20 protein-coding genes are annotated in these 23,979 nt (G+C 35.0%); 13 read left to right on the forward strand and 7 right to left on the reverse strand.

Annotation, left to right across the window (positions count from 1 at the left end; genetic code table 11):
* Positions 1–125: 125 nt before the first annotated feature.
* The 4 genes from U860_RS0119105 to U860_RS0119120 all read left to right on the forward strand — a co-directional run bounded on the left by U860_RS0119105 (position 126) and on the right by U860_RS0119120 (position 5,161).
* Complete coding sequence (locus U860_RS0119105; protein ID WP_025149754.1) at positions 126–1,724, forward strand: sensor histidine kinase; 1,599 nt, start codon at positions 126–128, stop codon at positions 1,722–1,724.
* A gap of 1 nt (position 1,725) precedes the next feature.
* Positions 1,726–2,433 carry a response regulator gene (locus U860_RS0119110; RefSeq protein WP_002174796.1) on the forward strand — a complete coding sequence of 236 codons (708 nt, stop codon included), beginning with the start codon at positions 1,726–1,728 and terminating at the stop codon, positions 2,431–2,433.
* Positions 2,434–2,555: 122 nt separating this feature from the next.
* The gene (locus U860_RS0119115) at positions 2,556–3,902 is read left to right on the forward strand and encodes a 2-hydroxycarboxylate transporter family protein (protein WP_025149755.1); all 1,347 of its coding nucleotides are present in this window, start codon (positions 2,556–2,558) and stop codon (positions 3,900–3,902) included.
* A gap of 59 nt (positions 3,903–3,961) precedes the next feature.
* A complete protein-coding gene (locus tag U860_RS0119120) occupies positions 3,962–5,161 on the forward strand; it encodes a malic enzyme-like NAD(P)-binding protein (RefSeq protein ID WP_002174798.1) in 1,200 nt (399 codons plus the stop codon).
* A 296-nt stretch (positions 5,162–5,457) separates the two neighbouring features.
* On the opposite strand, the gene U860_RS0119130 is transcribed toward U860_RS0119120, so the two are convergent.
* Together U860_RS0119130 and U860_RS0119135 are read right to left on the reverse strand one after the other, a co-directional pair.
* Positions 5,458–5,982, reverse strand: coding sequence for a DUF4871 domain-containing protein (locus tag U860_RS0119130; RefSeq protein ID WP_025149756.1), 525 nt, complete (start codon positions 5,980–5,982; stop codon positions 5,458–5,460).
* Positions 5,983–6,097: 115 nt separating this feature from the next.
* On the reverse strand, positions 6,098–7,024 hold the full coding sequence (locus U860_RS0119135) for a DMT family transporter (RefSeq protein WP_025149757.1): 927 nt from the start codon (positions 7,022–7,024) through the stop codon (positions 6,098–6,100).
* Between the two features lie 120 nt (positions 7,025–7,144).
* On the opposite strand from U860_RS0119135, the gene U860_RS0119140 reads away from it, so the two are divergent.
* Positions 7,145–8,545, forward strand: a complete 1,401-nt coding sequence (locus U860_RS0119140) for a PLP-dependent aminotransferase family protein (protein WP_025149758.1) — start codon at positions 7,145–7,147, stop codon at positions 8,543–8,545.
* A gap of 34 nt (positions 8,546–8,579) precedes the next feature.
* Here U860_RS0119140 and U860_RS0119145 read toward each other — a convergent pair whose 3' ends face one another.
* From U860_RS0119145 to U860_RS0119155, 3 genes are all read right to left on the reverse strand, one after another.
* Entirely contained in the window at positions 8,580–9,092 is a 513-nt protein-coding gene (locus U860_RS0119145) for a GNAT family N-acetyltransferase (RefSeq protein ID WP_000351212.1), read from the reverse strand.
* Between the two features lie 146 nt (positions 9,093–9,238).
* Complete coding sequence (locus U860_RS0119150; RefSeq protein WP_025149759.1) at positions 9,239–10,693, reverse strand: HAMP domain-containing sensor histidine kinase; 1,455 nt, start codon at positions 10,691–10,693, stop codon at positions 9,239–9,241.
* A gap of 68 nt (positions 10,694–10,761) precedes the next feature.
* Positions 10,762–11,433 carry a response regulator transcription factor gene (locus U860_RS0119155; RefSeq protein WP_025149760.1) on the reverse strand — a complete coding sequence of 224 codons (672 nt, stop codon included), beginning with the start codon at positions 11,431–11,433 and terminating at the stop codon, positions 10,762–10,764.
* A 334-nt stretch (positions 11,434–11,767) separates the two neighbouring features.
* On the opposite strand from U860_RS0119155, the gene U860_RS36895 reads away from it, so the two are divergent.
* Positions 11,768–11,890, forward strand: a complete 123-nt coding sequence (locus tag U860_RS36895; RefSeq protein WP_002029704.1) for a hypothetical protein — start codon at positions 11,768–11,770, stop codon at positions 11,888–11,890.
* 306 nt (positions 11,891–12,196) lie between these two features.
* On the opposite strand, the gene U860_RS0119170 is transcribed toward U860_RS36895, so the two are convergent.
* Positions 12,197–12,703, reverse strand: a complete 507-nt coding sequence (locus U860_RS0119170; RefSeq protein ID WP_025149761.1) for a GNAT family N-acetyltransferase — start codon at positions 12,701–12,703, stop codon at positions 12,197–12,199.
* 256 nt (positions 12,704–12,959) lie between these two features.
* The gene (gene fdhD, locus U860_RS0119175) at positions 12,960–13,766 is read right to left on the reverse strand and encodes a formate dehydrogenase accessory sulfurtransferase FdhD (protein ID WP_002174809.1); all 807 of its coding nucleotides are present in this window, start codon (positions 13,764–13,766) and stop codon (positions 12,960–12,962) included.
* Between the two features lie 294 nt (positions 13,767–14,060).
* On the opposite strand from fdhD, the gene fdhF reads away from it, so the two are divergent.
* The 7 genes from fdhF (at position 14,061) to U860_RS0119215 (ending at position 23,971) form a co-directional block, all read left to right on the forward strand.
* A complete protein-coding gene (fdhF, locus tag U860_RS0119180) occupies positions 14,061–17,003 on the forward strand; it encodes a formate dehydrogenase subunit alpha (RefSeq protein WP_025149762.1) in 2,943 nt (980 codons plus the stop codon).
* Between the two features lie 12 nt (positions 17,004–17,015).
* The gene (locus U860_RS0119185; RefSeq protein ID WP_025149763.1) at positions 17,016–17,498 is read left to right on the forward strand and encodes a DUF1641 domain-containing protein; all 483 of its coding nucleotides are present in this window, start codon (positions 17,016–17,018) and stop codon (positions 17,496–17,498) included.
* A gap of 158 nt (positions 17,499–17,656) precedes the next feature.
* A complete protein-coding gene (locus tag U860_RS0119190; RefSeq protein ID WP_025149764.1) occupies positions 17,657–19,528 on the forward strand; it encodes a glycerophosphodiester phosphodiesterase in 1,872 nt (623 codons plus the stop codon).
* Between the two features lie 369 nt (positions 19,529–19,897).
* Entirely contained in the window at positions 19,898–21,031 is a 1,134-nt protein-coding gene (gene ald / locus U860_RS0119195; protein WP_025149765.1) for an alanine dehydrogenase, read from the forward strand.
* Between the two features lie 103 nt (positions 21,032–21,134).
* Positions 21,135–22,550: an amino acid permease gene (locus U860_RS0119200; protein WP_025149766.1), complete on the forward strand. Its 1,416-nt coding sequence runs from the start codon at positions 21,135–21,137 to the stop codon at positions 22,548–22,550.
* A 124-nt stretch (positions 22,551–22,674) separates the two neighbouring features.
* Positions 22,675–23,226, forward strand: coding sequence for a hypothetical protein (locus U860_RS0119205; RefSeq protein WP_025149767.1), 552 nt, complete (start codon positions 22,675–22,677; stop codon positions 23,224–23,226).
* 367 nt (positions 23,227–23,593) lie between these two features.
* On the forward strand, positions 23,594–23,971 hold the full coding sequence (locus U860_RS0119215) for a metalloregulator ArsR/SmtB family transcription factor (RefSeq protein ID WP_002174816.1): 378 nt from the start codon (positions 23,594–23,596) through the stop codon (positions 23,969–23,971).
* Positions 23,972–23,979 lie beyond the last annotated feature (8 nt).

A 23,979-nucleotide genomic window follows, 5' to 3' on the forward strand; every position in this document is an offset into this window, starting at 1 on the left:
AGATGACAGAAGAATTATAAGAAATGATTAGTAAATTTAAAGTATAATAACAGGAAATAAGTAAGGTGGAAATGATATCACCTTACTTATTTTTCTATACAGCAATTAGGGGAGTCATTAACGGGATGAAAAAAAGAAAAAGACTATGGAATTTATGGAAAACGATTACATTATTAGTGTGTACAGTTGTAATTTTTTCTTTGCTCGTAACAGATATTTTGATTAGCCATAATGTTGAACGAACGACAGAAGATAGCCAAGCAGAGAAGGCAAAAACGATTGCACGTATTGTGGCGGATGATTCTATTGTAATTGATGGGTTGGCGGGGAAAGTAGATACCGCCTTGATTCAAGTGTATACAAATAAGATATTAAAGAGTACGGATGTTCAATTTATTGTGGTTATGGATATGAATGGAATCCGAAAATCTCACCCCAATCCTCAAAAAATAGGTCATCATTTTATTGGGGGAGATGAAGGGCCCGTATTGAAGGGGAATGAACATGTATCATTGGCAGAAGGAACTTTAGGGATTTCTATGAGAGTATTTGTGCCGGTTTTTTCTGAAACAGGGGAACAACTTGGAGCGGTTGCGGTTGGAATTTCAGCAGATAATGTAAAAGAAAGAGTGAGAGAAAGTAGACATATTATTTATATAGGTGTTGGAGTTGGAGTGTTGGTTGGCATTATAGGAGCGATATTGCTAGCTAGACATATAAAGAAAAGTTTATTTGGCCTTGAGCCGCATAGGATAGCGAAAATTCTTGAAGAAAGAAATACGATGTTGCTTTCGGTGAAAGAAGGTATTATTGCTGTAGATAAAGAGGCGAACGTAACTTTAATCAATAATGAGGCAAAACGGTTATTTAAGAAAAGTGGACTTGAAGAAGACTTTATTGGTAAAGATGTTGAATTGTACATGCCAAATTCACGTATAAAAGAAGTATTGCAAACTGGAGAGGTACAATTAAACGAAGAACAAAATATTTATGGAATTACGATTGTTACGAATCGTGTCCCTTTATATGTAAAAGGAGAAATAGTTGGCGCGATTGCAACATTTCGTGATAAAACAGAAATTAGAAAATTAGCAGAAGAACTAACTGGTATTAGGTTATATGCGGAAGCATTACGGGCACAATCTCATGAATTTATGAATAAAATGCATGTCGTATTAGGGCTTACACATATGAAACAGTATGAAGAATTGCAGAAATATGTAAGTAGTATGGTATCAGAGCATCAATATGAAATTGGTGGGGTTATGAAAAAAATTAAAAGTCCAGTATTTGCTGGTTTTTTATTAGGGAAGCTTAGTTATGCTAGAGAGAAAAATATAAAGTTAATTATAAGTGAAGATTCTTACTTACCAGAAATATATGATGAACGTATCATTCATGAACTAATCACCATTGTCGGAAATTTAATTGATAATGCATTAGACGCGGTGACGAATTGTGAAAAGAAGCAAGTTGAAGTTGGAATACAATATGGGGATACATTAATCATTACAGTACATGATACAGGGAAAGGCATACAAGAAGATGAAATGGATGCATTATTTATAAAAGGTTATTCCACAAAGGGTGATAATCGGGGGTATGGTTTGCACCTTGTAAAGGAAAGCATACAGCGAATAAATGGGGAAATTCATATTCATTCATTGGTAGGAGAGGGAACAACGATAACAATTGAAATACCTAAAAGTAGGGATGAGAGATAAGATGATCAAAGTTTTAATTGTAGAAGATGATCCGATGGTTGCAATGTTAAATACGCATTATTTAGAGCAAGTGGGAGGGTTTGAACTTGTTCATGCAGTTAAATCAGTAAAAGAGGCGATAGAAGTATTAGAGAAATCACGAGTAGAATTAGTATTACTTGATATCTTTATGCCTGAGGAGACTGGATTTGAGCTTTTAATGTATATTCGGAATCAAGAAAAAGAAATTGATATTATGATGATTTCAGCTGTGCATGATATGGGGAGTATAAAAAAAGCATTACAATATGGAGTGGTAGATTATTTAATTAAACCATTTACATTTGAACGATTTAAAGAGGCGTTAACTGTATATCGAGAAAAACTTACTTTTATGAAAGAACAACAAAAAATTAGTCAATCAGAATTAGATTCGTTAATTTTACAAAAAGAAAAAAGAGAGTCTACTGTCACTAAAGAGCTTCCGAAAGGATTAACGAAGCAAACGTTGCAACTAATTTGGCAGAAAATCGAGTCGCTTCATGGACAAGCATTTACAACAGATGAAATGGCGAAATTAGTAGGGGTTTCAAGAGTTTCTATTCGAAAGTATGTAATGTTTTTGACTGAAATTGGAGTTTTAGAAAACGAAATGGTGTATCAACATGTGGGAAGACCTGTAAGTAAATTAAGATGTGTTGACCAAAATAAAATAGATTTTTACGTATAAGCGACTTATTATAAGCCGCTTATACTTTTTTTAATTACAAAACCAGTTACAAAACTTACAAAAACTATTTTTACTATTGAAAGCGTTTTAATATTGTTATTAAGAAAACAAGGGGGTGCCATATGGGAATTCAAAAGAATGTGGAAGCGGTATCATTTCCTGAGGGAAATGAATTAAAAAGTGAATCTTTCGCTTCTAAAATTATGAATATTAAAATCGGTGTTATACCTTTACCGCTATATTTAGTATTGGCCGCTATTATTTATGGAGCATCTGTATATAATAAATTACCAGCAGATATGATCGGCGGATTTGCAGTTATTATGATTATGGGTATTTTCTTAGGTGACATTGGGATGAGAATCCCAATTTTAAAAAATATCGGTGGTCCAGCAATTCTCTCATTATTTATTCCATCGTTACTTGTATTTTTTAACTGGATGAATCCAGCTTCAATGGAAGCTGCGACTATGTTAATGAAAAAATCGAATTTTTTATATTTATATATTTCTTGCTTAGTAGTAGGAAGTATTTTAGGAATGAATCGCAAAGTGTTAGTACAAGGTTTCGTTCGCATGTTTATTCCTTTAGTAGTAGGAACGTTAGCTTCTATAGTAGTAGGATTATTAGTTGGTTCACTATTTGGATTTGAAATGAAGCATACATTCTTCTTTATCATCGTACCTATTGTGAGTGGTGGTATTGGGGAAGGGATTTTACCATTATCACTAGCATACAGTGATATTTTAAATGAATCATCAGCAACATTTGTATCACAGCTTATTCCAGCAGCTATTATCGGAAATATGTTTGCGATCGTGAGTGCAGGCTATATGAAACGATTAGGTGAGAAGAGACCTGAGCTTAGTGGGAATGGTGTATTAGTAAAAACAGATAATCAAGCAGAGTTATTAAAAGAGCAAAATGCAGAAAAACCAATTGATTTCTCATTAATGGGAGCAGGGTTATTGATTGCATGTACATTCTTTATTTTCGGAGGATTCGCTTCTAAGTTTATCGGTATTCCAGGAGCGATCATTATGATTTTTTCAGCGGCAATTGTGAAGTATTTTAATTTAATGCCAGCAAAAATGGAGCAAGGTGCATTCCATTTATATAAATTTATTTCAAAGAATTTAACTTGGCCGTTAATGGTCGGTTTAGGATTGTTATATATTCCTTTAAAAGACGTAGCAGCAGTTCTTTCTGTAGGGTATGTTGTTGTTTGTGCATCGGTTGTTCTTACAATGGTAGCATCAGGTTTTCTTGTAGGGAAAGTGATGAAAATGTATCCAGTTGAATCAGCGATTGTAACTGGATGTCATAGTGGTTTAGGTGGAACTGGAGATGTTGCTATTTTATCAGCTTCAAACCGTATGGAATTAATGCCGTTTGCGCAAATTTCAACACGTTTAGGCGGAGCAGCAATGGTTGTAACAGCGACAATTTTATTAAAAATGTTTTCATGATCGAACAAGCTAGCTATATTCATATAGCTAGCTTGTCAAATTAAGGGGAGATTATAAGTATGTTAGAAAATCAAATTAATGAAAGATCATTGTTATTGCATAAAGAGTTAGTAGGGAAAATTGAGATTACAAGTAAAGTAGAAGTGAATTCAGCGGATGATTTAAGCCTGACTTATACACCAGGCGTAGCGGAGTCTTGTAAAGCAATTGCAGCAGATGAAGAAACAGTGTATGACTATACAGCAAGAGGGAATATGGTTGCAGTCGTTTCAGATGGAACAGCAGTACTTGGCTTAGGGAATATTGGACCGAAAGCGGCTATGCCTGTTATGGAAGGGAAAAGTATTTTATTTAAAAAGTTTGCGAATGTAGATGCTTTCCCGCTATGTTTAGGGACGACTGATGTGGATGAAATCGTTACCCTTGTGAAAAATTTGGAGCCTACATTTGCAGGTATTAATTTAGAAGATATTGCAGCACCACGTTGCTTTGAAATTGAAAAACGATTAAAAGAAGAAACTAATATTCCTGTATTTCATGATGATCAACATGGGACGGCTATTGTCGTTTTAGCAGCTGTTATTAATGCATTAAAAGTTGTAAGTAAACAAATGAATGATGTGAAATTTGTTATTAACGGTGCGGGTTCGGCAGGAATCGCAATTGGAAAATTATTATTAAAAGCTGGCGCAAAGCACATCACGTTAGTTAGTTTAGAAGGTATTGTTTGTGAAGGTGAAACATGGATGAACGAAGCGCAAATCGAAGTTTCGAAAAAGACAAATCGAGAATATGTACGTGGAACATTAAAGGAAGCGATTCATCAGGCTGATATTTTCATTGGTGTATCAGCTCCTAACGTATTAACGAAAGAGCTTGTACAGTCGATGAATGAGAAACCAATTGTATTTGCAATGGCGAATCCAATTCCAGAAATCTTCCCTGAGGATGCACTAGAGGCTGGGGCAGCTGTAGTAGGAACTGGGCGTTCTGACTACTCGAATCAAGTAAATAATGTATTGGCGTTTCCTGGTATATTCCGTGGTGCGTTAGATGTGCGCGCGACGGATATTACAGAAGAGATGAAATTAGCGGCAGCATATGGAATCGCTAACATTATTACGGATGAAGAGCGTAATGCGAACTATGTCATTCCAAATCCATTAGATAAAAGAGTTGTTCCAAGTGTTGCAGAAGCAGTAGCAAAAGCAGCCATTGATTCAGGAGTGGCACAAATTACGAAAATGCCAAGTTATTAATAGTAAAAAGCAGTGCCTTTAAGGCACTGCTTTTTTTGAGATAAGAAATCAAAATAATGAAGAAGAAGTGTAGAGTTATTCATGTCCCCTCATTATTTATTTAATTCCATTGCAACTTGTTTACCATTTACTAAAACCTCAGTTACTGCTACGATCACTTCTATCATTTTTTTCATCTCTCATCTCTCCTCGTTTCATTTCTTACTTTAAGTATAAGGGAAGAGAGAGAATTCAACTATCGAAGTACGTGACGTGGAAATTACATTGTTGTAAGGAAGTGTTTCAGTTTTGTCACTTTACTCGGCATTGATTACAAACTGATTATAATATTTTTCGTTCACATATATATTTAATACCCATAATCCAGATGAAGGTAATGACATTACGAGAGGGAGTTCTTTTATTGTAGTATCGACTATATTGGAAGTAGTCCAAGTTTGTTTGGAAGCTTCTTTTTGAAAGAGGATTGGTGTTGGAATTGTAGTACCTTGTTTTAACGCGATAATAGATAGTTTTCCGGTTGGCATTTCAGGATCTAGAAAGAACCACATTATTTCATTTTGTTCATTTGCGATGATGGGGCTATCAGCCATTGCGATTTTTCCTTCAATGCCCTTTAAAGGCATTTTTCCATCTACGAAGGATGGCGCTTCTTCCCAATTTACATCTTTTAAAACGCTAAGATGAAAAAAGGAAGGTGCGTTAATTTGAGAGGATGCCGTTTCTATTACTTCTTTTTTAGGCGCTTTTGAATCGGGTTGCGGTTGCGCACAGCCAGTAATGAGGAAGGAGAAAAGTAGCATAGTTCCGATTTTTTTCATGGTGCCACACTCCTATTTTTTATTGTTAGTGTAATTGTATTTGCTAGAAGGCGGGACAATTCCTTTAAATCATAAAAAGAGGTCGTAAGTTTTGTGCGACCTCTTTTGACATTATCTATACTTGTTCAGTTGTAAAGATTTGTTCCCGCTCTTTTTGAGGCATCGTTAAAAAAATAACAGAAAGAACGATACATACACCGCCTAATAATTGATATGCTCCAAAAGATTCATTAAGCCAAGTAATTGAAACGATGGCAGCTACAAGTGGTTCAATGCTAGATAAAATACTTGTTTCGGTTGCTGCTAAGTATTTAAGACTACCGATATAAAGAAGGAAAGAAAGAGTGCCGCTTATAATGATAAGAATAAGCATAGAAAAAGTTTGGAGTGTGAAGGTTTGTGAAAGCTGATTCCATCCAAACGAATGATTGCAAATAAGCAATGCAATCCCTCCAATTAACATTCCCCATCCAATTACTATTGTTGTTCCACATTCCTTAATAAGAGAAGCCGGATGAAGAGTATAAAATGCAAATCCAATTGCTGTTAATAGGCCAAAAATAATGGTTGCTTTAGATAAAATAATATTTTCAATTGAGCCATTTGTAATAATAAAGTATGTCCCTGTTAGAGCAGTTATAATTGCGAGTATTTGCATAGAAGCAGGAAATTTCTTTTGCTCAAACGCAACGTAAATTGTAATAAGAACGGGACCTAGAAACTGAAATAGTGTTGCCGTGACGGCATTACTAATATGAACTGTTTCGATAAAAGCGTACTGAGCACCAAGCATGCCAAGAATAGAGAAAATTAAAAGCTGTATAAAGTGTTTAGGTTGTTTCCAAATGTGAAATATGTTTTGTTTTTTAATAAGCAAGAAGGATAAAATGAATATTCCTGCGAGTAACAGGCGAATTGTTAAAAAATCAATTGATGATACGTTAGTATGTTGAAATAGCCACTGAATCATGGGACCAGATAATCCCCATAAAGTAGCTCCTGTAATAATCATCATAAGTCCAATGCGTCTACTATTGTTCATTATCATGCATCTCCTCTCTAGTATTTGATTTTTTATGTGTGACATGATAAAAGGAATTATATATAACTTCTGGTACTGTAAAAAGTATCAGATTTTAGTTTTATTAAGGGGTCAGATATTATGTTAGAATTAACGCCTAATTTAAATATGAATAGTAAAAAGGCATTGTATGTGCAATTGTATGAGTATATAAAAGAAGAAATTAAAGATGGAACGATTCTACCTTTTACGAAGTTACCAGCTAAGCGAAAGTTAGCAACACATTTACAAGTAAGTAAAAATACAGTAGAGGCGGCTTACGAACAATTACTTGCAGAAGGTTATATTGAGTCAATCTCGAGAAAAGGTTACTTTGTGTGTGAAATTGAGCAAATGGTTTCTGTAGAAGGAAGCGAAGAGAGAATAGGAGAGGTACCATTTCAGGAAAAGAATTATAAATTTGATTTTACACAAACGGGAGTCGATACGAATACTTTTCCGTTCACTATGTACCGCAAACTTATAAATGATGTATGGCAGCCACATAATAATGATTTGCTCTTTCTTGGGCACCCTCAAGGGGAAGTGAGCTTAAGAGAAGAAATTGCGAACTATTTGTATGAATCTAGAGGTGTGCGTTGTTCAGCTAGTCAAATCGTATTAGGAGCGGGAACACAAATATTAGTGAAGTTACTATTTCAATTGTTAAAGGGAAGCAATTATGCCGTTGAAAACCCAGGGTATCATAGGAAAATGGTTGTTTTTGAACAGGGAGAAAAAAGAGTTCAAATGTTATCTTTAGATAGGGATGGAATTTGTATTGCAGATTTAGAACATAGCGATGCAAATGTTGTATTTGTAACTCCTTCTCATCAGTTCCCGTATGGAATGATCATGCCTATCACGAGACGGATGCAGCTTTTACAGTGGGCGAAGAAAGAAGAAGGTAGGTATATTATTGAAGATGATTACGATAGTGAATTTCGCTATTCAGGAAAGCCAATACCGGCACTGCAAGGGCTAGATACGGATGGAAAAGTTATTTATATGGGTACACTATCTAAAGCATTGTTGCCATCGTTACGGATGAGCTATATGGTATTAACAAAGAATTTAATTAAAAAGTATCAAAAGGAATATTTGTTTTATACACAAAGTGTTTCAAGAATGGACCAAGAAGTGATTAGAAGGTTTTTAAATGAAGGACATTGGGAAAAACATATTCATAAAATGCGTGTCGTCTATCGAAAGAAGAGAGATCGGCTTGTTTTTGAAATAGAAAAGTATTTTTCTAATCGTGTTGAAGTGATAGGAGAAGATTCAGGATTACACATTTTATTAAAAGTACATAATGGAATGCGAGAAGAAGAATTAATTAAAGAAGCAGCAAAATATAGTATTAAATTATATCCTGTTTCTACGTACTATAAAGACGGTACTGCACCTGAAAATATAGTTTTACTTGGGTTTGCGATTTTATCAGAAGAAGAAATTGCGAAAGCGATTCAATTATTAAGTACGGCATGGTTTACAAGAAAGTAAAAAAACATCCTCATACATGAGAGGATGTTTTTTATTATTTATTTTCATCTAGGAATAATACCATATGCTCTTCATCCCAATATTGGCCGTTATATTTTAATGAGCGTTCTTGCACACCAAAAGTTTTAAAGCCTAATGACTCATAAAGTTTCTTTGCACCATCGTTGCCAACAACAACATCAAGCATAACTTGTTCTACTTCTAAAGATTTAGCAAGTTCAAGACATTCTTTAATAAGTGCTTTTCCCGCTCCAAGTCCGCGTGCTTTTGGAGACACGTATACTGAACCGATCTTTGCTTTATGTTCTTGTTTTACATATGGTTTCGTTTCTAATGTTGCAACCCCGATTAATTTTCCATCTTTAAATGCACCTAGTGTATAGTTTTCATCTTGTGCTAATTTTTGTGCTTTATATTCAATAGCACACTCTTTATTAATAATATCTTCATAAGAAGAGCTGAAAGCTTCAGGGTTTTGCTTTAATCCTTCTACGCGAAGTTCTAAGTAAATTTCCGCTTCGTCTTTTGTTAATACATGGATATCCAATTATATCACCCTCCAAATCTTTGACAAATGTACCTTTATTTTATATTGAAATAAGAATAATTTCAAAAGCTTAGCTTATAATGGCTAGTTTTATGAACAAAATAACACCAGTAGTGTTTACTACTACTGGTGATTTCACGCATATATTATTCAAGTGGTAGCTCAATTATAAATTCTGTTCCAACGTTTAATTCACTTGTAACTAGAATAGAACCGTTATGAAGTTCTACAATTTCTTTTGCAACAGCTAGTCCGATACCTTTTCCGCCTGTAGCTCGTGTCCTAGATTTATCGACACGGTAAAAGCGATCGAAAATATGTGGGATATCTTCTTCAGGAATACCTTCTCCTTCATCTTGTACACTTATTGTAAAAGTATCCATATTTGTTCGTACACGTATTGTTATGGAAGTGTTTTCTGGTGAATGTTGATAGGCGTTATGCAGTAAATTTAACATAACTTGTTCCATACGTCTTTCATCTATGCAAACTTCTAAGCCATCGTTACAGTATACATGGATTTTCATCTGTTTGTTTGTTAATGTTGTTTTTGTTTTTTCAACCATTCGTTCTAAAAATGGACTAAGGAGCATAGTTTGTTTTTTTATAATGAATTGGTGCTGCTCTAATTGTACAAGTATGAATAAATCTTGTATGAGATCCGTTATACTATCCGTTTCATCTTCGATAATCTGTAAATATTCTTCACGTTCTTCCTTCGTTAAAGAGTCTCTCTTTGCCACTTTCGCATAGCCTTTCATGTAGGTCAATGGAGTTAATAGTTCATGGGCAACGCTAGCGAGAAATTCATTTCGCTCTTTTTTCATATACGTAAGTTCACTAGATAAATCTTCAATGGTCTTAGCTAAACTTCCGAGTTCATCATTCCGTTTAATTCCTAATTGAATTGGTTTATTCAATTTCGGCATTTTTTCTGTTGCTCTTTTCATTTTTATAAGAGGATCTGTAATAACTCGAGAAAAAACAAAGACAGAAATAGTTGTTAAAATAAGCGTTAAAATACTAACGATGATGAATTGATTCATAAGTCTAAGTAACATCTTTTCTAAGAAGGATGTTTTTAAGAACATGTGTAAGTTACCATTAAAGTCTTCTGTTTTAATCGGGCTTACTGTTGAGATGAATTTTGATTTTTTCCAGTTCTTCTCTACTATTAAGCCATCTCTTTCAACAGGTTGTGTGTTGCAATGAAGTTGTTTTTGTATATCTTGTGTTACAGTCGCTGAGGAAGACATAACTTTTCCATTACTATCAGTTATAACGATAACTATATCAGAATTAGTAAGTGCCTCTGTTTCCATTAAATCTTCAGCGGCATGTTCAATAGCGAAAGCAGGGGGTTCAGGGCGATTGAGACGTTCAGCATATTTTTTTCTCTCAGTGTATTTGCCGTATTTGCTCCATTTTGCACGCCGTTCAATCGTATCGCGATAGCGATTTCCTTTCTCTAAAAGAGAAAGGGTCTCTTCCTCAACCCGCATTTTTGAAAGGCTTTTATAAAAAGATACGAAAGCAATTGTTTCAATACATAAAGCTAATATTAAAAAGTATGTCCCAATTTTAAGGGATAGTTTGCTCATTTTCTCACCATGCCTTATTTCATATAAAGGGCCAGTGGTTTACTATTATTGTCCACTGACCAAATTAATTATTCACTTTTCCATTTGTAACCGACCTTATAGACGGTTTCTAAGTAATCTTCAACTGGAAATCCTTTTTTGCGTAATTTATCACGGATATTACGAATATGTGAATCGATAGTTCTGTATTCGATGTCTGTTTGATAGCCCCAGATTTTTTCGATTAAATCGTCTCGGCTGTAAGCACGGTTTGTATTTTGTAAAAACAGTCCGAGTAATGAAAATTCAATAGGAGTTAGGGAGATTTTTTCATCATAAACTGTAACAGTATGTTTCGTTTTATCCCACTCAATTCCATTGAAACTAACAAAGCCATCTTTCTTTGTGCGGCGTAATATGGCCTCAATTCGTGCAACCAGTACATGCTCATCAAATGGTTTTGTAATATAATCATCTGCTCCCATCGTCAGGCCTTTAATCATATCATAATTTTGGTTGCGAGCCGTTAGCATAATAATTGGAACGTTGGAAAGTTGACGAATTTGATAACAAGTATCCCAACCATCCATATTTGGCATCATAACATCTAATAAAATAATATCGAAGTCCTTTTGTTCAATTAATTCTAGCGCTTCAAGGCCAGATGTAGCTTTCATACAAAAATAGCCACGAGGGCTTAAGAACAGATCTAGTAATCGTAACATACGTTCTTCATCGTCTACTAATAAAATTTTCACCATAATCTTGTGCACCCCAAACTATTCATTCTACTTGTATAGTTTACATGAAAATAATAAAAAACTCTTTTTATGTGATTGAATGGAAGGCTGATTTCTTCTTTCAGGGCAATTGACATAAAAAATGCACTAGTTTTGCACAACTATTATTTATAATAAAGAACGTAGCGACACAAAATACCCTATGTTGCGACATAACGTCATGTCATTTTATTTATAAAATGACAATTCCATTCTATTGTGTATGTGAGATAGAGAGGGTTTTCGTATTCACCTCGCATCGGATAAGAAAAATTTCCTATCTCACACTTTTTTTATCATAAAGGGGATTGTACACATGAGTAAAAAAGTAGAACGTTTACAAAAAGAAAAGCAAGATCGTAATGCAATTGTGATGTGTGTTGCGGTATCTATGCTTATTATGATAAGTTGTGTAAATAAATTTTTCGGGATTTTATAATAGAAAAAAAGCTTATTGCCTCTTAAGAGGCAATAAGCTTTTTTTATGTATTCTATATAATAAACCAAGGTAGAATTGCCAATCCAGAAGTTACAATTGCTGTAGCAAATATTAAAAAGGTAGCTTGTTTGTTTTGTTTCATATCACATTCTCCTCTATACATCAATTGAATGCTATTCGTTCACTTTATATTTTTAGTATAACGAATGGAAAGGATTGGAACGATCGATAAAGGTGACATGAAGATTACATTGTTGTAATAAAAAAGCATCTTTATTAAGAAGATGCTTTTGAAAAGTTGACGTATTAATCATTTAAGAATAAAACCATATGTTCTTCATCCCAATATTGTCCGTTATGCTTTAAGGAACGTTCCTGCACACCGTAAGTTTGGAAATCGAGGGACTCATATAATTTTTTTGCAGCTGTGTTATCGGCAACGACATCAAGCATGAGTTGCTCTACATGTAATTTATCGGCATTTTCAATAATGGCTTTAATTAAAGCTCGTCCCGCTCCGAGTCCACGTGCTTTTGGGGAAACAAAAACGGAGCCGATTTTTGCTTTATGTTCTTGTTTAATAAAGGGTTTTGTTTCTAAAGTAGCAATACCGATTAAATCATTATCTTTGAAGACACCTAGAGTATACTTGTCCGGATTGCTTAATCGTTTTGCCATGGCAGCGACAGGGTTCTCATGTTTCAGAACATCTTCATAAGAAGAGCTAAAAGCTTCAGGGTTTTTTGTTAAACCTTCCATACAAACTTTTAAATATATTTCTGCGTCCTCTGTTGTTAATAAGCGAATTTCCATAATTGTAACCTCCTTGGTTGATCCAAATTTAATTCATTATCTTCATAAGAGTGAGTATAGTTTTACTTTGTAAATGCACGCTGTGACTATTCTTTCTTAATTTGTAAAAGAATGAAAAGATTATGCTACTATGTTTTCATTTCTGTTTATGTAATGAAATTATATATTAACTTCGTTAACTATTCAAGTGTTTAATATATTGTATTTTTATAACTAAAATAACTCCTATGTAAAGGAGTTATTTTGTATTTCGTATTTAATTTTTTGCTTTATACCCATCAATTCGTTCTGGATGTGTATAAATATTGCAAGATTCATTTCGAATAAATCCTACTACGGTAATACCTAAATCATGGGCAAGTTGCAGGGCCAGTTTAGTTGGAGCCGATTTAGATAAAACAATTTCGCACCCTATTTTTGAAACCTTTAGCAAAATTTCAGATGAGATGCGTCCGCTAAACGCAATGATTTTCCCTTGAACAGATATATTGTTTCGTAAACAATGACCGTATATTTTATCTAGCGCATTATGTCTTCCAATATCCATTCTTGATAAAAGAATGTTTTTTCGATCACATAGAGCGGTATTGTGCACACCACCCGTTTGGCGAAATGTAGTTGAAGATTGCTGTAAGGAAGTCATTAGGTGAAAACATTCTTCCGGAGTAATAGTTATATGTATATCATGTAACTTTTTTGCTTTTGCGGCATCATTGACGAAAACAAAACCTTGTCTACTTTTTCCGCAACAAGAAGTTACGTACCGTTTATTATATAAAGTTTGATAGAGCGGATTAATTTTTGATGATTTTACATGGACAATTCCGCTTTCTTTTTGAATCCATAACTCTTCAATATCTTTATAAGAAGAAATAATTCCTTCTGAAATTAAAAAACCGATTACCATATCTTCAATATAATTAGGAGTGCATACGACTGTTACGTATTCTTCGCTATTTAATTTAATTGTAATAGGAGATTCCGTAACAATCTCATCGGTTTGTTTTGAAAATGTACCAGATTGATAGCGTACAATTGTGTACGTTTCTTGAGTAGGCTCCATATTAAATTCCCCTTTATATGTATTTTTCTCCATATTTATCATAAAACATCGAAAAAATAAAAGCATCCACTAGAAGGTAGCAGATTATTTTGGTTATAATTGTATATTTACGATATAATAGATTTGTAGAGTAGTGACATTTATAAGCTTACGTAGTTATACCTTATAACATCTAGAATCGACTTCAAAAGGAAAGTATTTCAACAGGGCGTTTCAAAAATATGTACAGCAACGCAGTTTTGAAAACGGATTCATAACTGTGTTGTACAGTTAGTTGTAAGGAGAGGGGAAACTATGACAGAACAGAAAGTCCGTGTAACCGTTGATGGTAAAGAATTTTTCGCAACAGGTGAAAAGACGATACTCCAATTATTTAACGAAAGTAATTTAGAACATCCTCAAATTTGTCATGTACCAGAGGTAGATCCTATTCAAACTTGTGATACATGTATTGTAGAAGTGAATGGAAGTTTAATGCGCGCTTGTTCAACGAAGTTGGAAGATGGTATGCATATTGAGAGACAATCAACACGTGCGAAAGAAGCACAAACTGAAGCAATGGATCGTATATTAGAAAATCATTTATTGTACTGCACAGTATGCGATAACAATAATGGTAACTGTAAAGTGCATAATACGGTACATATGATGGGAATTGAAGAACAAAAGTATCCATATGAGCCGAAAGTGAGCGCGTGCGAAGTGGATATGTCCCATCCATTTTATCGGTACGATCCCAATCAATGTATTGCTTGTGGACAGTGCGTAGAAGTATGCCAAAACTTACAAGTGAATGAAACTTTATCAATTGATTGGAGTTTAGATCGTCCGCGTGTTATTTGGGACAATGGCGTGAGTATAAATGACTCATCTTGCGTGAGCTGTGGACAATGTGTAACAGTTTGTCCATGTAATGCATTAATGGAGAAAACAATGCTAGGAGAAGCTGGGTTCATGACTGGCTTAAAACCAGATGTACTAGATCCAATGATTGATTTTGTTAAAGATGTAGAGCCAGGATATAGTAGTATTTTAGCTGTTTCAGAAGTAGAGTCTGCAATGCGTAAGACGAAAATTAATAAAACAAAAACAGTTTGTACATTTTGTGGCGTAGGTTGTTCGTTTGAAGTATGGACGAAAGACCGCCAAATTTTAAAAGTACAGCCTGTATCAGATGCACCAGTAAATGGTATTTCTACATGCGTAAAAGGTAAATTCGGATGGGACTTTGTAAACAGTGAAGATCGTATTACAAAGCCGTTAATTCGCCAAGGGGATATGTTTGTTGAGGCTTCATGGGAAGAGGCTATTGAAGTTGTTGCATCTAACATGCAGCACATTAAATCAGAATATGGTAGCGATGCATTTGGATTTATTTCTTCTTCTAAAGTAACAAATGAAGAAAACTATCTTATGCAAAAACTAGCTCGTCAAATATATGGAACAAATAATGTAGATAACTGTTCACGCTATTGTCAGTCCCCAGCGACAGATGGTTTATTTAAAACTGTCGGTATGGGCGGAGATGCTGGGACGGTGAAAGATATTGCTGAGGCAGGTCTTGTTATTATTGTTGGTGCAAATCCAACAGAAGGACATCCTGTACTTGCAACGAGAGTGAAACGTGCTCATAAATTACATGAACAAAAACTAATTGTAGCAGACCTTCGTAAACATGAGATGGCAGAACGTGCGGATTTATTTATTCATCCGCGCCAAGGAACGGATTACGTATGGCTTGCTGGGATAACGAAATATATTATTGATCAAGATTGGCATGATAAAAAATTCTTAGCTGAAAATGTGAAAAACTTTGATGAATATAGCAAAATGCTAGAAAAGTATACGATTGATTATACAGAAGAAATTACGGGGATTTCTAAAGAGAATCTGAAAGAGATGGCCCGTATGGTATATGAAGCAGATGGTACTTGTGTACTTTGGGGAATGGGTGTAACTCAAAATACAGGAGGAAGTACAACTTCAGCTGCAATTTCAAATTTACTTCTCGTTACGGGTAACTATCGTCGTCCTGGTGCAGGTGCGTATCCATTACGCGGGCATAATAACGTACAAGGTGCTTGTGATATGGCAACATTACCGAACTGGCTGCCAGGTTATCAAGCAGTTTCAGATGATGTGCATCGTGCAAAATTTGAAAAAGCATACGGTACTACTATTCCGAAAGAACCAGGGTTAAATAATATTGCAATGTTACTTGCAGCTGAAGAAGGAAAATTGCGTGGTATGTATGTCATGGGCGAAGAAATGGCTTTAGTAGATTCGAACGCTAACCATGTGCAACATATTTTAGCGAACTTAGACTTCCTCGTTGTTCAAGATATGTTCTTATCGAAAACAGCTCGTTTTGCTGATGTTATTTTACCAGCAGCACCAAGCTTAGAAAAAGAAGGAACGTTTACGAATACAGAGCGCCGTATTCAAAGGTTGTATGAAGTATTGAAGCCACTTGGTGATTCTAAGCCGGATTGGTGGATTTTACAAAAAGTAGCTCGTGCACTTGGCGGGGACTGGAACTATGAAAGTCCAAGTGAAATTATGGATGAAATTGCATCGCTTGCCCCGTTATATTCACAAGCAACGTATGATCGTTTAGAAGGATGGAATAGTTTATGCTGGGGTAGCCACGATGGTAGTGATACACCACTATTATATGTAGACGGATTTAACTTCCCAGACAAACTAGCACGTTTATCACTAGATGAATGGGTACCGCCAGTAGTAGCGCCAGATGAGTATGATTTACTATTAAATAATGGCCGTATGTTAGAGCATTTCCATGAAGGGAATATGACGAATAAGTCGGCTGGAATTTTATCTAAAGTGTCTGAAGTATTTGTTGAGATTTCGCCTGAACTTGCTAAAGAGCGCAATGTGAAAGATGGTGGTCTTGTAGAATTAGCATCGCCGTTCGGAAAGATTAAAGTACAAGCGCTTGTTACAGACCGTGTAACTGGAAATGAGTTATATTTACCAATGCATGCGACAGTAAATGAAGAGGCTATTAATATTTTAACAGGAACAGCGACAGACATTTATACATGTACACCAGCTTATAAACAAACGATGGTGAAACTGCGCGTATTACGTGAAAAAGGAAATCGTCCATTACCATCTTCAAACCCAAGAGACAAAAAACGTCATCCGCAAAATGGTGTTGAAATTCAACAAAAGTGGCAAAGAAAACAATACGTATCACTTGTGGATCAAAATTAGGGGGCGGAGATAGTGGCGAAAGAAATTACGTTAATTCAAAAGAAAGTTGTAACAGAAGAAGAGCAGAAACAACAGTTAGCAGATGAATTGTTAACAGAGTTAGCTCATAACCGTGAGGCAGTAGAAGAGACGATGCAGTTGTTAGTGCAGCTACAAAAAGCGGGGATTTTAGATGCGGCGATTAGTTTACTTGCTGCAAAAGAAGATGTTTCAAAAATAGCTGTTGAACAATTAAATCGTGAACCAGTAAAAAACGCATTAAATAATATGATGGGAGCCGGAGAAGCGTTGTCTTCAGTGGACCCAGAAATAACGAAACAAATAGCATCTAGTTTAGTCACTGGATTACAATTTGCAACGGATGAATTAAATAGTGGAAAAAAAACAAAGGTAATGGATTTCTTTAAGGTATTAAAAGATCCAGATATCAATAGAGCAATTACATTTGGTTTTAGCTTTTTAAAAGCATTCGGGCAAGGGCTAGAGAAAAAATAGAGGGAATGAAAAAAAGTGATGGGAAGTGGCCATCACTTTTTTTCATTGTATGTATAAGAGTGTTCATGTTAAGCGGAATATATTATTATTAAAAAGATGGATTGGAACTGGAAATGTGGAATCCATCTCAAATATCGTTTTAGAATGTGGAGGAATATATGCAACACCGTAAAAGACTATCTATACCAGGGGTAATGAGACATTCCTTTCAAACAGTAAAATTCGCTTTTTGGAATGTGTTAACATTCCAACTCGTTTATAAATTGTTAGCAGCGATTGTGTTTATCCCACTCTTCGGTATTATTTTTAATAAGTTATTGTACTTTGGTGGTTATGCAAATGCGACAAATGATGAGTTATTAGCATTTTTGAAAACACCATACGGAATTTTGGCGATTGTAATTTTATCCATACTAGCATTGTTTCTTATTTTTACAGAGTTTGCAGTGCTTATTATTATTTCATACTTCGCTCATAAAAGACAAAAGGTGAAATTACGCCCGATTTTGTATAAAACGGTAACGTATTTGCCATCTCTTTTCACATATTGCTTACCGGGATTTATTTTATATGCTGTCGTATTGTTACCTCTTTTAAATATGGGATATGAAACGGCATTAATCCCTCAAATTCAAATTCCTAACTTCATTACAGGAGAACTGTTTAAGACAACGATGGGACAAGTTGGTTATTACACGTTCTTTGCTGTAGTTGCGTATTTGAACCTTCGCTGGATTTTTGTTTTACCTATTGTTGTTTTAGAGCAAAAGCCATTTCGCGTGGCAGCACGTAAAAGTGCAACGTTAGTAAAAGAAAGCTTTTTTAAAGTACTATTCTTTTTAGTAGGTTTTTTCATTTCAATAGGAATTGTGTATGTTGTATTTTTTGGAATATATTTATTGTGTCTATGGGGTGTTTATGAATTTACAAATCCGAAAGGAACATTTGCATTATTAGCTGAATCAACAATGTCTGTATTTTTAACGAGCACATTGTATTTATTTAGTTTTATTGTGACGCCATTTTATATTATGGCGATTACGCGATTATATTTGCAAAAGGTTCCGGTTGAAGATGTTTTGCTAGAAGAAGGATTAGATTATTCAAAAACGAAAGCAGATAAATGTTTCTTCAAAAAACATCGTTGGAAGTTTATTGGTGTATATATCGTGGGGATTATTACTGCTGGAATGGTCGTTGCCTTCATTGTAACATTTATTTCAAACTCGTATAAAGAACCTATTATTATGGCGCACCGTGGATATATATCAAAAGGTGTAGAAAATACGAAAGAAGCTGTGCAGGGTGCTATTGATGCAAAAGCAGACTATGCTGAAATAGATGTATTGCAAACGAAAGACGGTGAACTAGCAGTCATACATGATTTGAAGCTAAAACGTCTTGCGAATGCGAATGTGCATGTATCAGATTTGACGATGGATGAGTTAAGGCAGCTTACTCTTAGTCAAGATGGATTTTCAGGACAAATAAGTACGCTTGATGAGATCATTAAGCTTGCAAAGGATAAAATCAAACTCAATATTGAAGTGAAGCTTCATGGGGGCGAGAAAGATTTTGTAAACAAAGTATTAAAAACGATTAAAGATAATGACTTTGAGAAGCAATGTGTAATTCAAACGTTACATTACCCGCTTATTAAAGAGTTTAAGCGTGCAAATCCAGATATAAAAGTAGGATATATACTTTATGCAAGTAGAGCTGACTTAAAGAATGTGAAGGCTGATTTTTATGTAGCAGAAGAATATATGTTAAATAAGAAATTAGTAAAAGAAGCAAGGAAGTTAAATAAGCCAATTTACGTATGGACAGTGAACGATATGGAAAGTTTAAAGGCATATTATAAGTTAAACGTAGATGGTATCATTACCGATTATCCTGAAGATGCACGTGAAACAATTAAGATGTTAAAAGAACAAGAAGCGGAAGAAAGTGATCTGTTTGATAAAATTACAGAAACGACAGAAGATTTATTTTCAAAGTTATTTATAAGTTACCCAGCTGCTGGCTAAATACTAGTAGCTGTTTTTTTGTGAAAAGAATATATTTCTAAAGTATTGTACAAAGTAATAAGTGTATATGTATACGTCATTGCTTAGTTTTTTTACATCGTTACATTATTGTCAAATAATAAATGATTACTGTGCATTTTGAGTGGGTATAATAAAAATAGAGTGATAGATAATGAAATGGTACGAAAGACCCAATAGAATCAATGTTTTATATATTTACACTATTCTAAATATATAAACTTTAAAAAAATAGTATGTTAGCGTTTTCATAACTTTTAAGTTATGCTAGAATAAGGACATAAGTTATTAATTATTAAAAAAAGAAAAAAGAATTCCTTTTTTCTGTTAATTATAAGGGGGCATTTCATTATGCGTATTGGGGTACCAGCAGAAATTAAAAACAACGAAAACCGTGTGGCAATGACACCAGCGGGTGTTGTACATTTAGTTCGTAACAACCACGAAGTATTCATTCAAAAGGGTGCAGGTTTAGGATCTGGTTTCACAGATGCAGAGTATGTTGAAGCGGGAGCAAAAATTGTTGATACAGCTGAAGAAGCTTGGAACATGGATATGGTTATGAAAGTTAAGGAACCAATTGAAAGCGAATACAAACACTTCAGTGAAGGTTTAATCTTATTCACATACTTACACTTAGCTCCAGAACCAGAATTAACAAAAGCTTTAATCGAAAAGAAAGTCGTTGCTATCGCATACGAAACAGTACAATTAGAAAACCGTTCTCTACCATTACTTGCACCAATGAGTGAAGTAGCTGGTCGTATGGCTGCACAAATCGGTGCACAATTCCTTGAGAAGAACAAAGGCGGTAAAGGTATCTTACTTGCAGGTGTTCCAGGGGTTAAACGTGGTAAAGTAACAATTATCGGTGGTGGACAAGCTGGTACAAATGCTGCTAAAATTGCAGTTGGACTAGGTGCGGATGTAACAATCATCGACTTAAGTGCAGAACGTCTTCGCCAATTAGATGACATTTTCGGAAACCAAGTAAAAACTTTAATGTCTAATCCTTACAATATTGCAGAAGCTGTAAAAGAGTCTGATCTTGTAATCGGTGCAGTATTAATCCCAGGTGCAAAAGCGCCAAAACTTGTAACAGAAGAAATGATTAAATCAATGGAAACAGGTTCTGTTGTTGTAGATATCGCGATTGACCAAGGTGGTATTTTCGAAACAACTGACCGTATTACAACTCATGATAACCCAACTTACGAAAAACACGGTGTTGTTCATTATGCAGTTGCAAACATGCCAGGTGCGGTTCCACGTACATCAACTCTTGCATTAACAAACGTAACAGTACCATATGCAGTACAAATTGCTAACAAAGGCTACAAAGAAGCTTGCCTAGGCAACTCTGCATTACTAAAAGGTATTAATACATTAGATGGCTTTGTAACATTCGAAGCAGTTGCAGAAGCTCATGGTGTAGAGTACAAAGGTGCTAAAGAATTATTAGAAGCAGAGACAGTATCTTGCTAATAGAAGCATTATACAAAACAAAATCGAACAATATATAATACAACATGATAAGAGCTAAGAGATAATACCTCTTAGCTCTTCTTGGTAAAAGGGGGCATTCATCGTGGCCAACCTATTTAAAAAGAAATCCGTTACGCAATTGTTAGGGGAAAGTAAAAGTAAAACTTTGACGAAAACGCTAGGGGCATTTGACCTAACAATGCTAGGGATTGGTGCGATAATTGGTACAGGAGTTCTAGTATTAACGGGATTAGTAGCAGCAAGAGATGCTGGTCCGGCGGTTATTTTTTCATTCATGATTGCAGCAATTGTTTGTGGATTTGCGGCTTTATGTTATGCAGAGGTTGCATCTACACTTCCTGTTTCAGGTAGTGTGTACACATATTCCTATGCAACAATTGGTGAGTTTGTAGCTCATTTAATGGGATGGACATTATTGTCAGTATACGTTGTAACGACTGCCGCAGTAGCTGGTGGATGGACAGGTTACTTCCATAACTTAGTAAGTGGATTGGGACTTGAAATTCCAAAAGCATTGTTAACGATTCCAGCGCAAGGTGGTATAGTGAACTTACCCGCAGTTATCGTTACGTTGGTGATAACTTGGTTATTATCACGAGGTACAAAAGAAAGTAAGCGTGTGAATAACATAATGGTATTAATTAAAATTGGTATTGTTGTTTTATTCATTGCAGTTGGTGTATTCTATGTGAAACCAGAAAACTGGATACCATTTGCACCGTACGGCTTAAGTGGAGTCTTTGCCGGAGGAGCAGCAGTATTCTTCGCTTTCTTAGGATTTGATGCATTAGCAACTTCTGCTGAAGAAGTAAAAAATCCGCAACGTGATCTACCGATTGGTATTATTGCTTCATTAGTTATTTGTACAATCATTTATGTTGTAGTTTGTCTTGTTATGACAGGTATGGTTTCTTACAAGGAATTAGATGTACCTGAAGCGATGGCTTATGTACTAGAAGTTGTAGGACAAGATAAAGTGGCTGGTGTAATTGCTATTGGAGCTGTAATTGGTATTATGGCTGTAATTTTCGCATACATCTACGCTACGACACGCGTATTCTTCGCTATGAGTCGTGACGGTTTATTACCAAAATCTTTCGCGAAAATTAACAAGAAGACAGAAGCGCCAACATTTTCAGTTTGGTTAACGGGAATTGGTAGTGCTTTAATTGCTGGATTTATCGATTTAAAAGAATTGTCGAATTTAGCGAATATTGGAGCATTATTAACATTCGCGATGGTTGGTGTAACTGTTATCATTCTTCGCAAAACGCATCCGAAATTACAACGTGGATTTATGGTACCGTTTGTACCGATCTTACCGATTATTTCAGTTGCATGTTGTCTATTCTTAATGGTAAATTTACCGTTAACGACATGGATATACTTCGGTGTTTGGTTAGCACTTGGAGTAGTTGTATACTTTGTATATTCGAAAAAACACAGTCATCTAAAAGAAGATGGAAGTTCGCAAGATAGTTTAGAAAAAGCAAATTAAAGGGATATAAGAAAGTAAGCCTTGTGCGTCTAGGGAGCGCGCAAGGCTTTTTCTTTTGGGGAAATAAAGGAGAACAATGTTACTTTGTCGAATTTTTATGTCGGAATATAGAAGGGGTGGAAAGATGGAAACGAGAGTTGTCGTTGGAGCAGAGGGATATAATAATAACCCAGGTTGGTTACATACGAATGAAGAAGAATTAAATTTATTAAAAAGAGAAACGTGGATTAATAAATTTCAGCCTAATTCTTTATCAGTAATTTTAGCTGAACATGTATGGGAGCATTTATCGTATGAGGAAGGCATAGAAGCAGCTAAAATATGCTATGAGTTTTTACAAGATGATGGTTATATTCGTTGTGCGGTTCCAGATGCGTTTTTTCCTGATGAAGAATATCAGCGAGGTGTACAAGTAGGGGGACCGGGCCCAGTAGATCATCCGGCTGCAAGTCACAAAATCGTTCATAATTATAAAACAATTATGTCTATGTTTGAATCGGCAGGTTTTCGAGTGAAATTGCTAGAGTATTGCGATGAAAGTGGGGAATTTCATTGTAATGATTGGAATGAGCAAGATGGTTTTATTTATCGCTCGAAACGCTTTGACCATAGGAATCAGGATGGAAAGTTAGGCTTTGCTTCTTTAATTGTAGATGCAGTGAAAGTTAAGAAATGAATAAAAGAAAACTGTCCAAAAAGATATTTTGGACAGTTTTCTTTTTTATATAGGTTGCTACTATTATCAATCTTTGTCGGTAAATCGATATTCCTTGTCGAATCGTTGATATCATATCTTTTGTTATGGTATTGCTGTAAATAGAGAGGGATGTACTCTGGCTGAAAGCTCGGCTTATAGGATATCTCTTTTTGTATGAAGAATACAGCAAATGCGGAGAATATTTATATGCCTATTTTGAAATGTGAACGAAATGTTCAAAAAAATATAGCAGATTTTATTGACACATATGAATAGGCGCTCATATAATAAAAGTATAAGATATATGAATGATTGTTCATATGTTCAATTGAAGAGGTGAGCTATGATGGCTGGAAATAAAGTGGAAGCACAACAAGAAATTTGTTCTCAGACAGTAATTCATGAAGAAGTTATTGATCAAGTAAAAGAAACAATTCCGACTGATGAAAGTTTAAGTAAAGTAGCAGAATTGTTTAAAGTATTAGGTGACCGTACACGTACGAGAATATTACATGCGCTATTTGAAGCTGAAATGTGCGTTTGTGATTTAGCTTATTTATTAGGAATGACACAATCCTCAATTTCGCATCAACTTCGTGTATTAAAACAAGCGAAGCTTGTGAAGAACCGTAAAGAGGGAAAGGTTGTTTATTATTCATTAGCTGACCAGCACGTAATTCATATCTTCGAGCAAGCGTTTGAACACGTAAACGAGGAAGAATAAAAACGTGA

Origin of the sequence: Bacillus sp. H1a (genome assembly GCF_000633475.1) — a bacterium.
Taxonomy (GTDB): domain Bacteria; phylum Bacillota; class Bacilli; order Bacillales; family Bacillaceae_G; genus Bacillus_A; species Bacillus_A paramycoides.

Bases quoted from the DNA above. Each gene is read 5' to 3' on its own strand.
- U860_RS0119105 (WP_025149754.1), top strand. From the start codon at position 126: ATGAAAAAAAGAAAAAGACTATGGAATTTATGGAAAACGATTACATTA.
- U860_RS0119110 (WP_002174796.1), top strand. From the start codon at position 1,726: ATGATCAAAGTTTTAATTGTAGAAGATGATCCGATGGTTGCAATGTTA.
- U860_RS0119115 (WP_025149755.1), top strand. From the start codon at position 2,556: ATGGGAATTCAAAAGAATGTGGAAGCGGTATCATTTCCTGAGGGAAAT.
- U860_RS0119120 (WP_002174798.1), top strand. From the start codon at position 3,962: ATGTTAGAAAATCAAATTAATGAAAGATCATTGTTATTGCATAAAGAG.
- U860_RS0119130 (WP_025149756.1), bottom strand. From the start codon at position 5,982: ATGAAAAAAATCGGAACTATGCTACTTTTCTCCTTCCTCATTACTGGC.
- U860_RS0119135 (WP_025149757.1), bottom strand. From the start codon at position 7,024: ATGAACAATAGTAGACGCATTGGACTTATGATGATTATTACAGGAGCT.
- U860_RS0119140 (WP_025149758.1), top strand. From the start codon at position 7,145: ATGTTAGAATTAACGCCTAATTTAAATATGAATAGTAAAAAGGCATTG.
- U860_RS0119150 (WP_025149759.1), bottom strand. From the start codon at position 10,693: ATGAGCAAACTATCCCTTAAAATTGGGACATACTTTTTAATATTAGCT.
- U860_RS0119155 (WP_025149760.1), bottom strand. From the start codon at position 11,433: ATGGTGAAAATTTTATTAGTAGACGATGAAGAACGTATGTTACGATTA.
- U860_RS36895 (WP_002029704.1), top strand. From the start codon at position 11,768: ATGAGTAAAAAAGTAGAACGTTTACAAAAAGAAAAGCAAGATCGTAAT.
- U860_RS0119170 (WP_025149761.1), bottom strand. From the start codon at position 12,703: ATGGAAATTCGCTTATTAACAACAGAGGACGCAGAAATATATTTAAAA.
- fdhD (WP_002174809.1), bottom strand. From the start codon at position 13,766: ATGGAGCCTACTCAAGAAACGTACACAATTGTACGCTATCAATCTGGT.
- fdhF (WP_025149762.1), top strand. From the start codon at position 14,061: ATGACAGAACAGAAAGTCCGTGTAACCGTTGATGGTAAAGAATTTTTC.
- U860_RS0119190 (WP_025149764.1), top strand. From the start codon at position 17,657: ATGCAACACCGTAAAAGACTATCTATACCAGGGGTAATGAGACATTCC.
- ald (WP_025149765.1), top strand. From the start codon at position 19,898: ATGCGTATTGGGGTACCAGCAGAAATTAAAAACAACGAAAACCGTGTG.
- U860_RS0119205 (WP_025149767.1), top strand. From the start codon at position 22,675: ATGGAAACGAGAGTTGTCGTTGGAGCAGAGGGATATAATAATAACCCA.
- U860_RS0119215 (WP_002174816.1), top strand. From the start codon at position 23,594: ATGGCTGGAAATAAAGTGGAAGCACAACAAGAAATTTGTTCTCAGACA.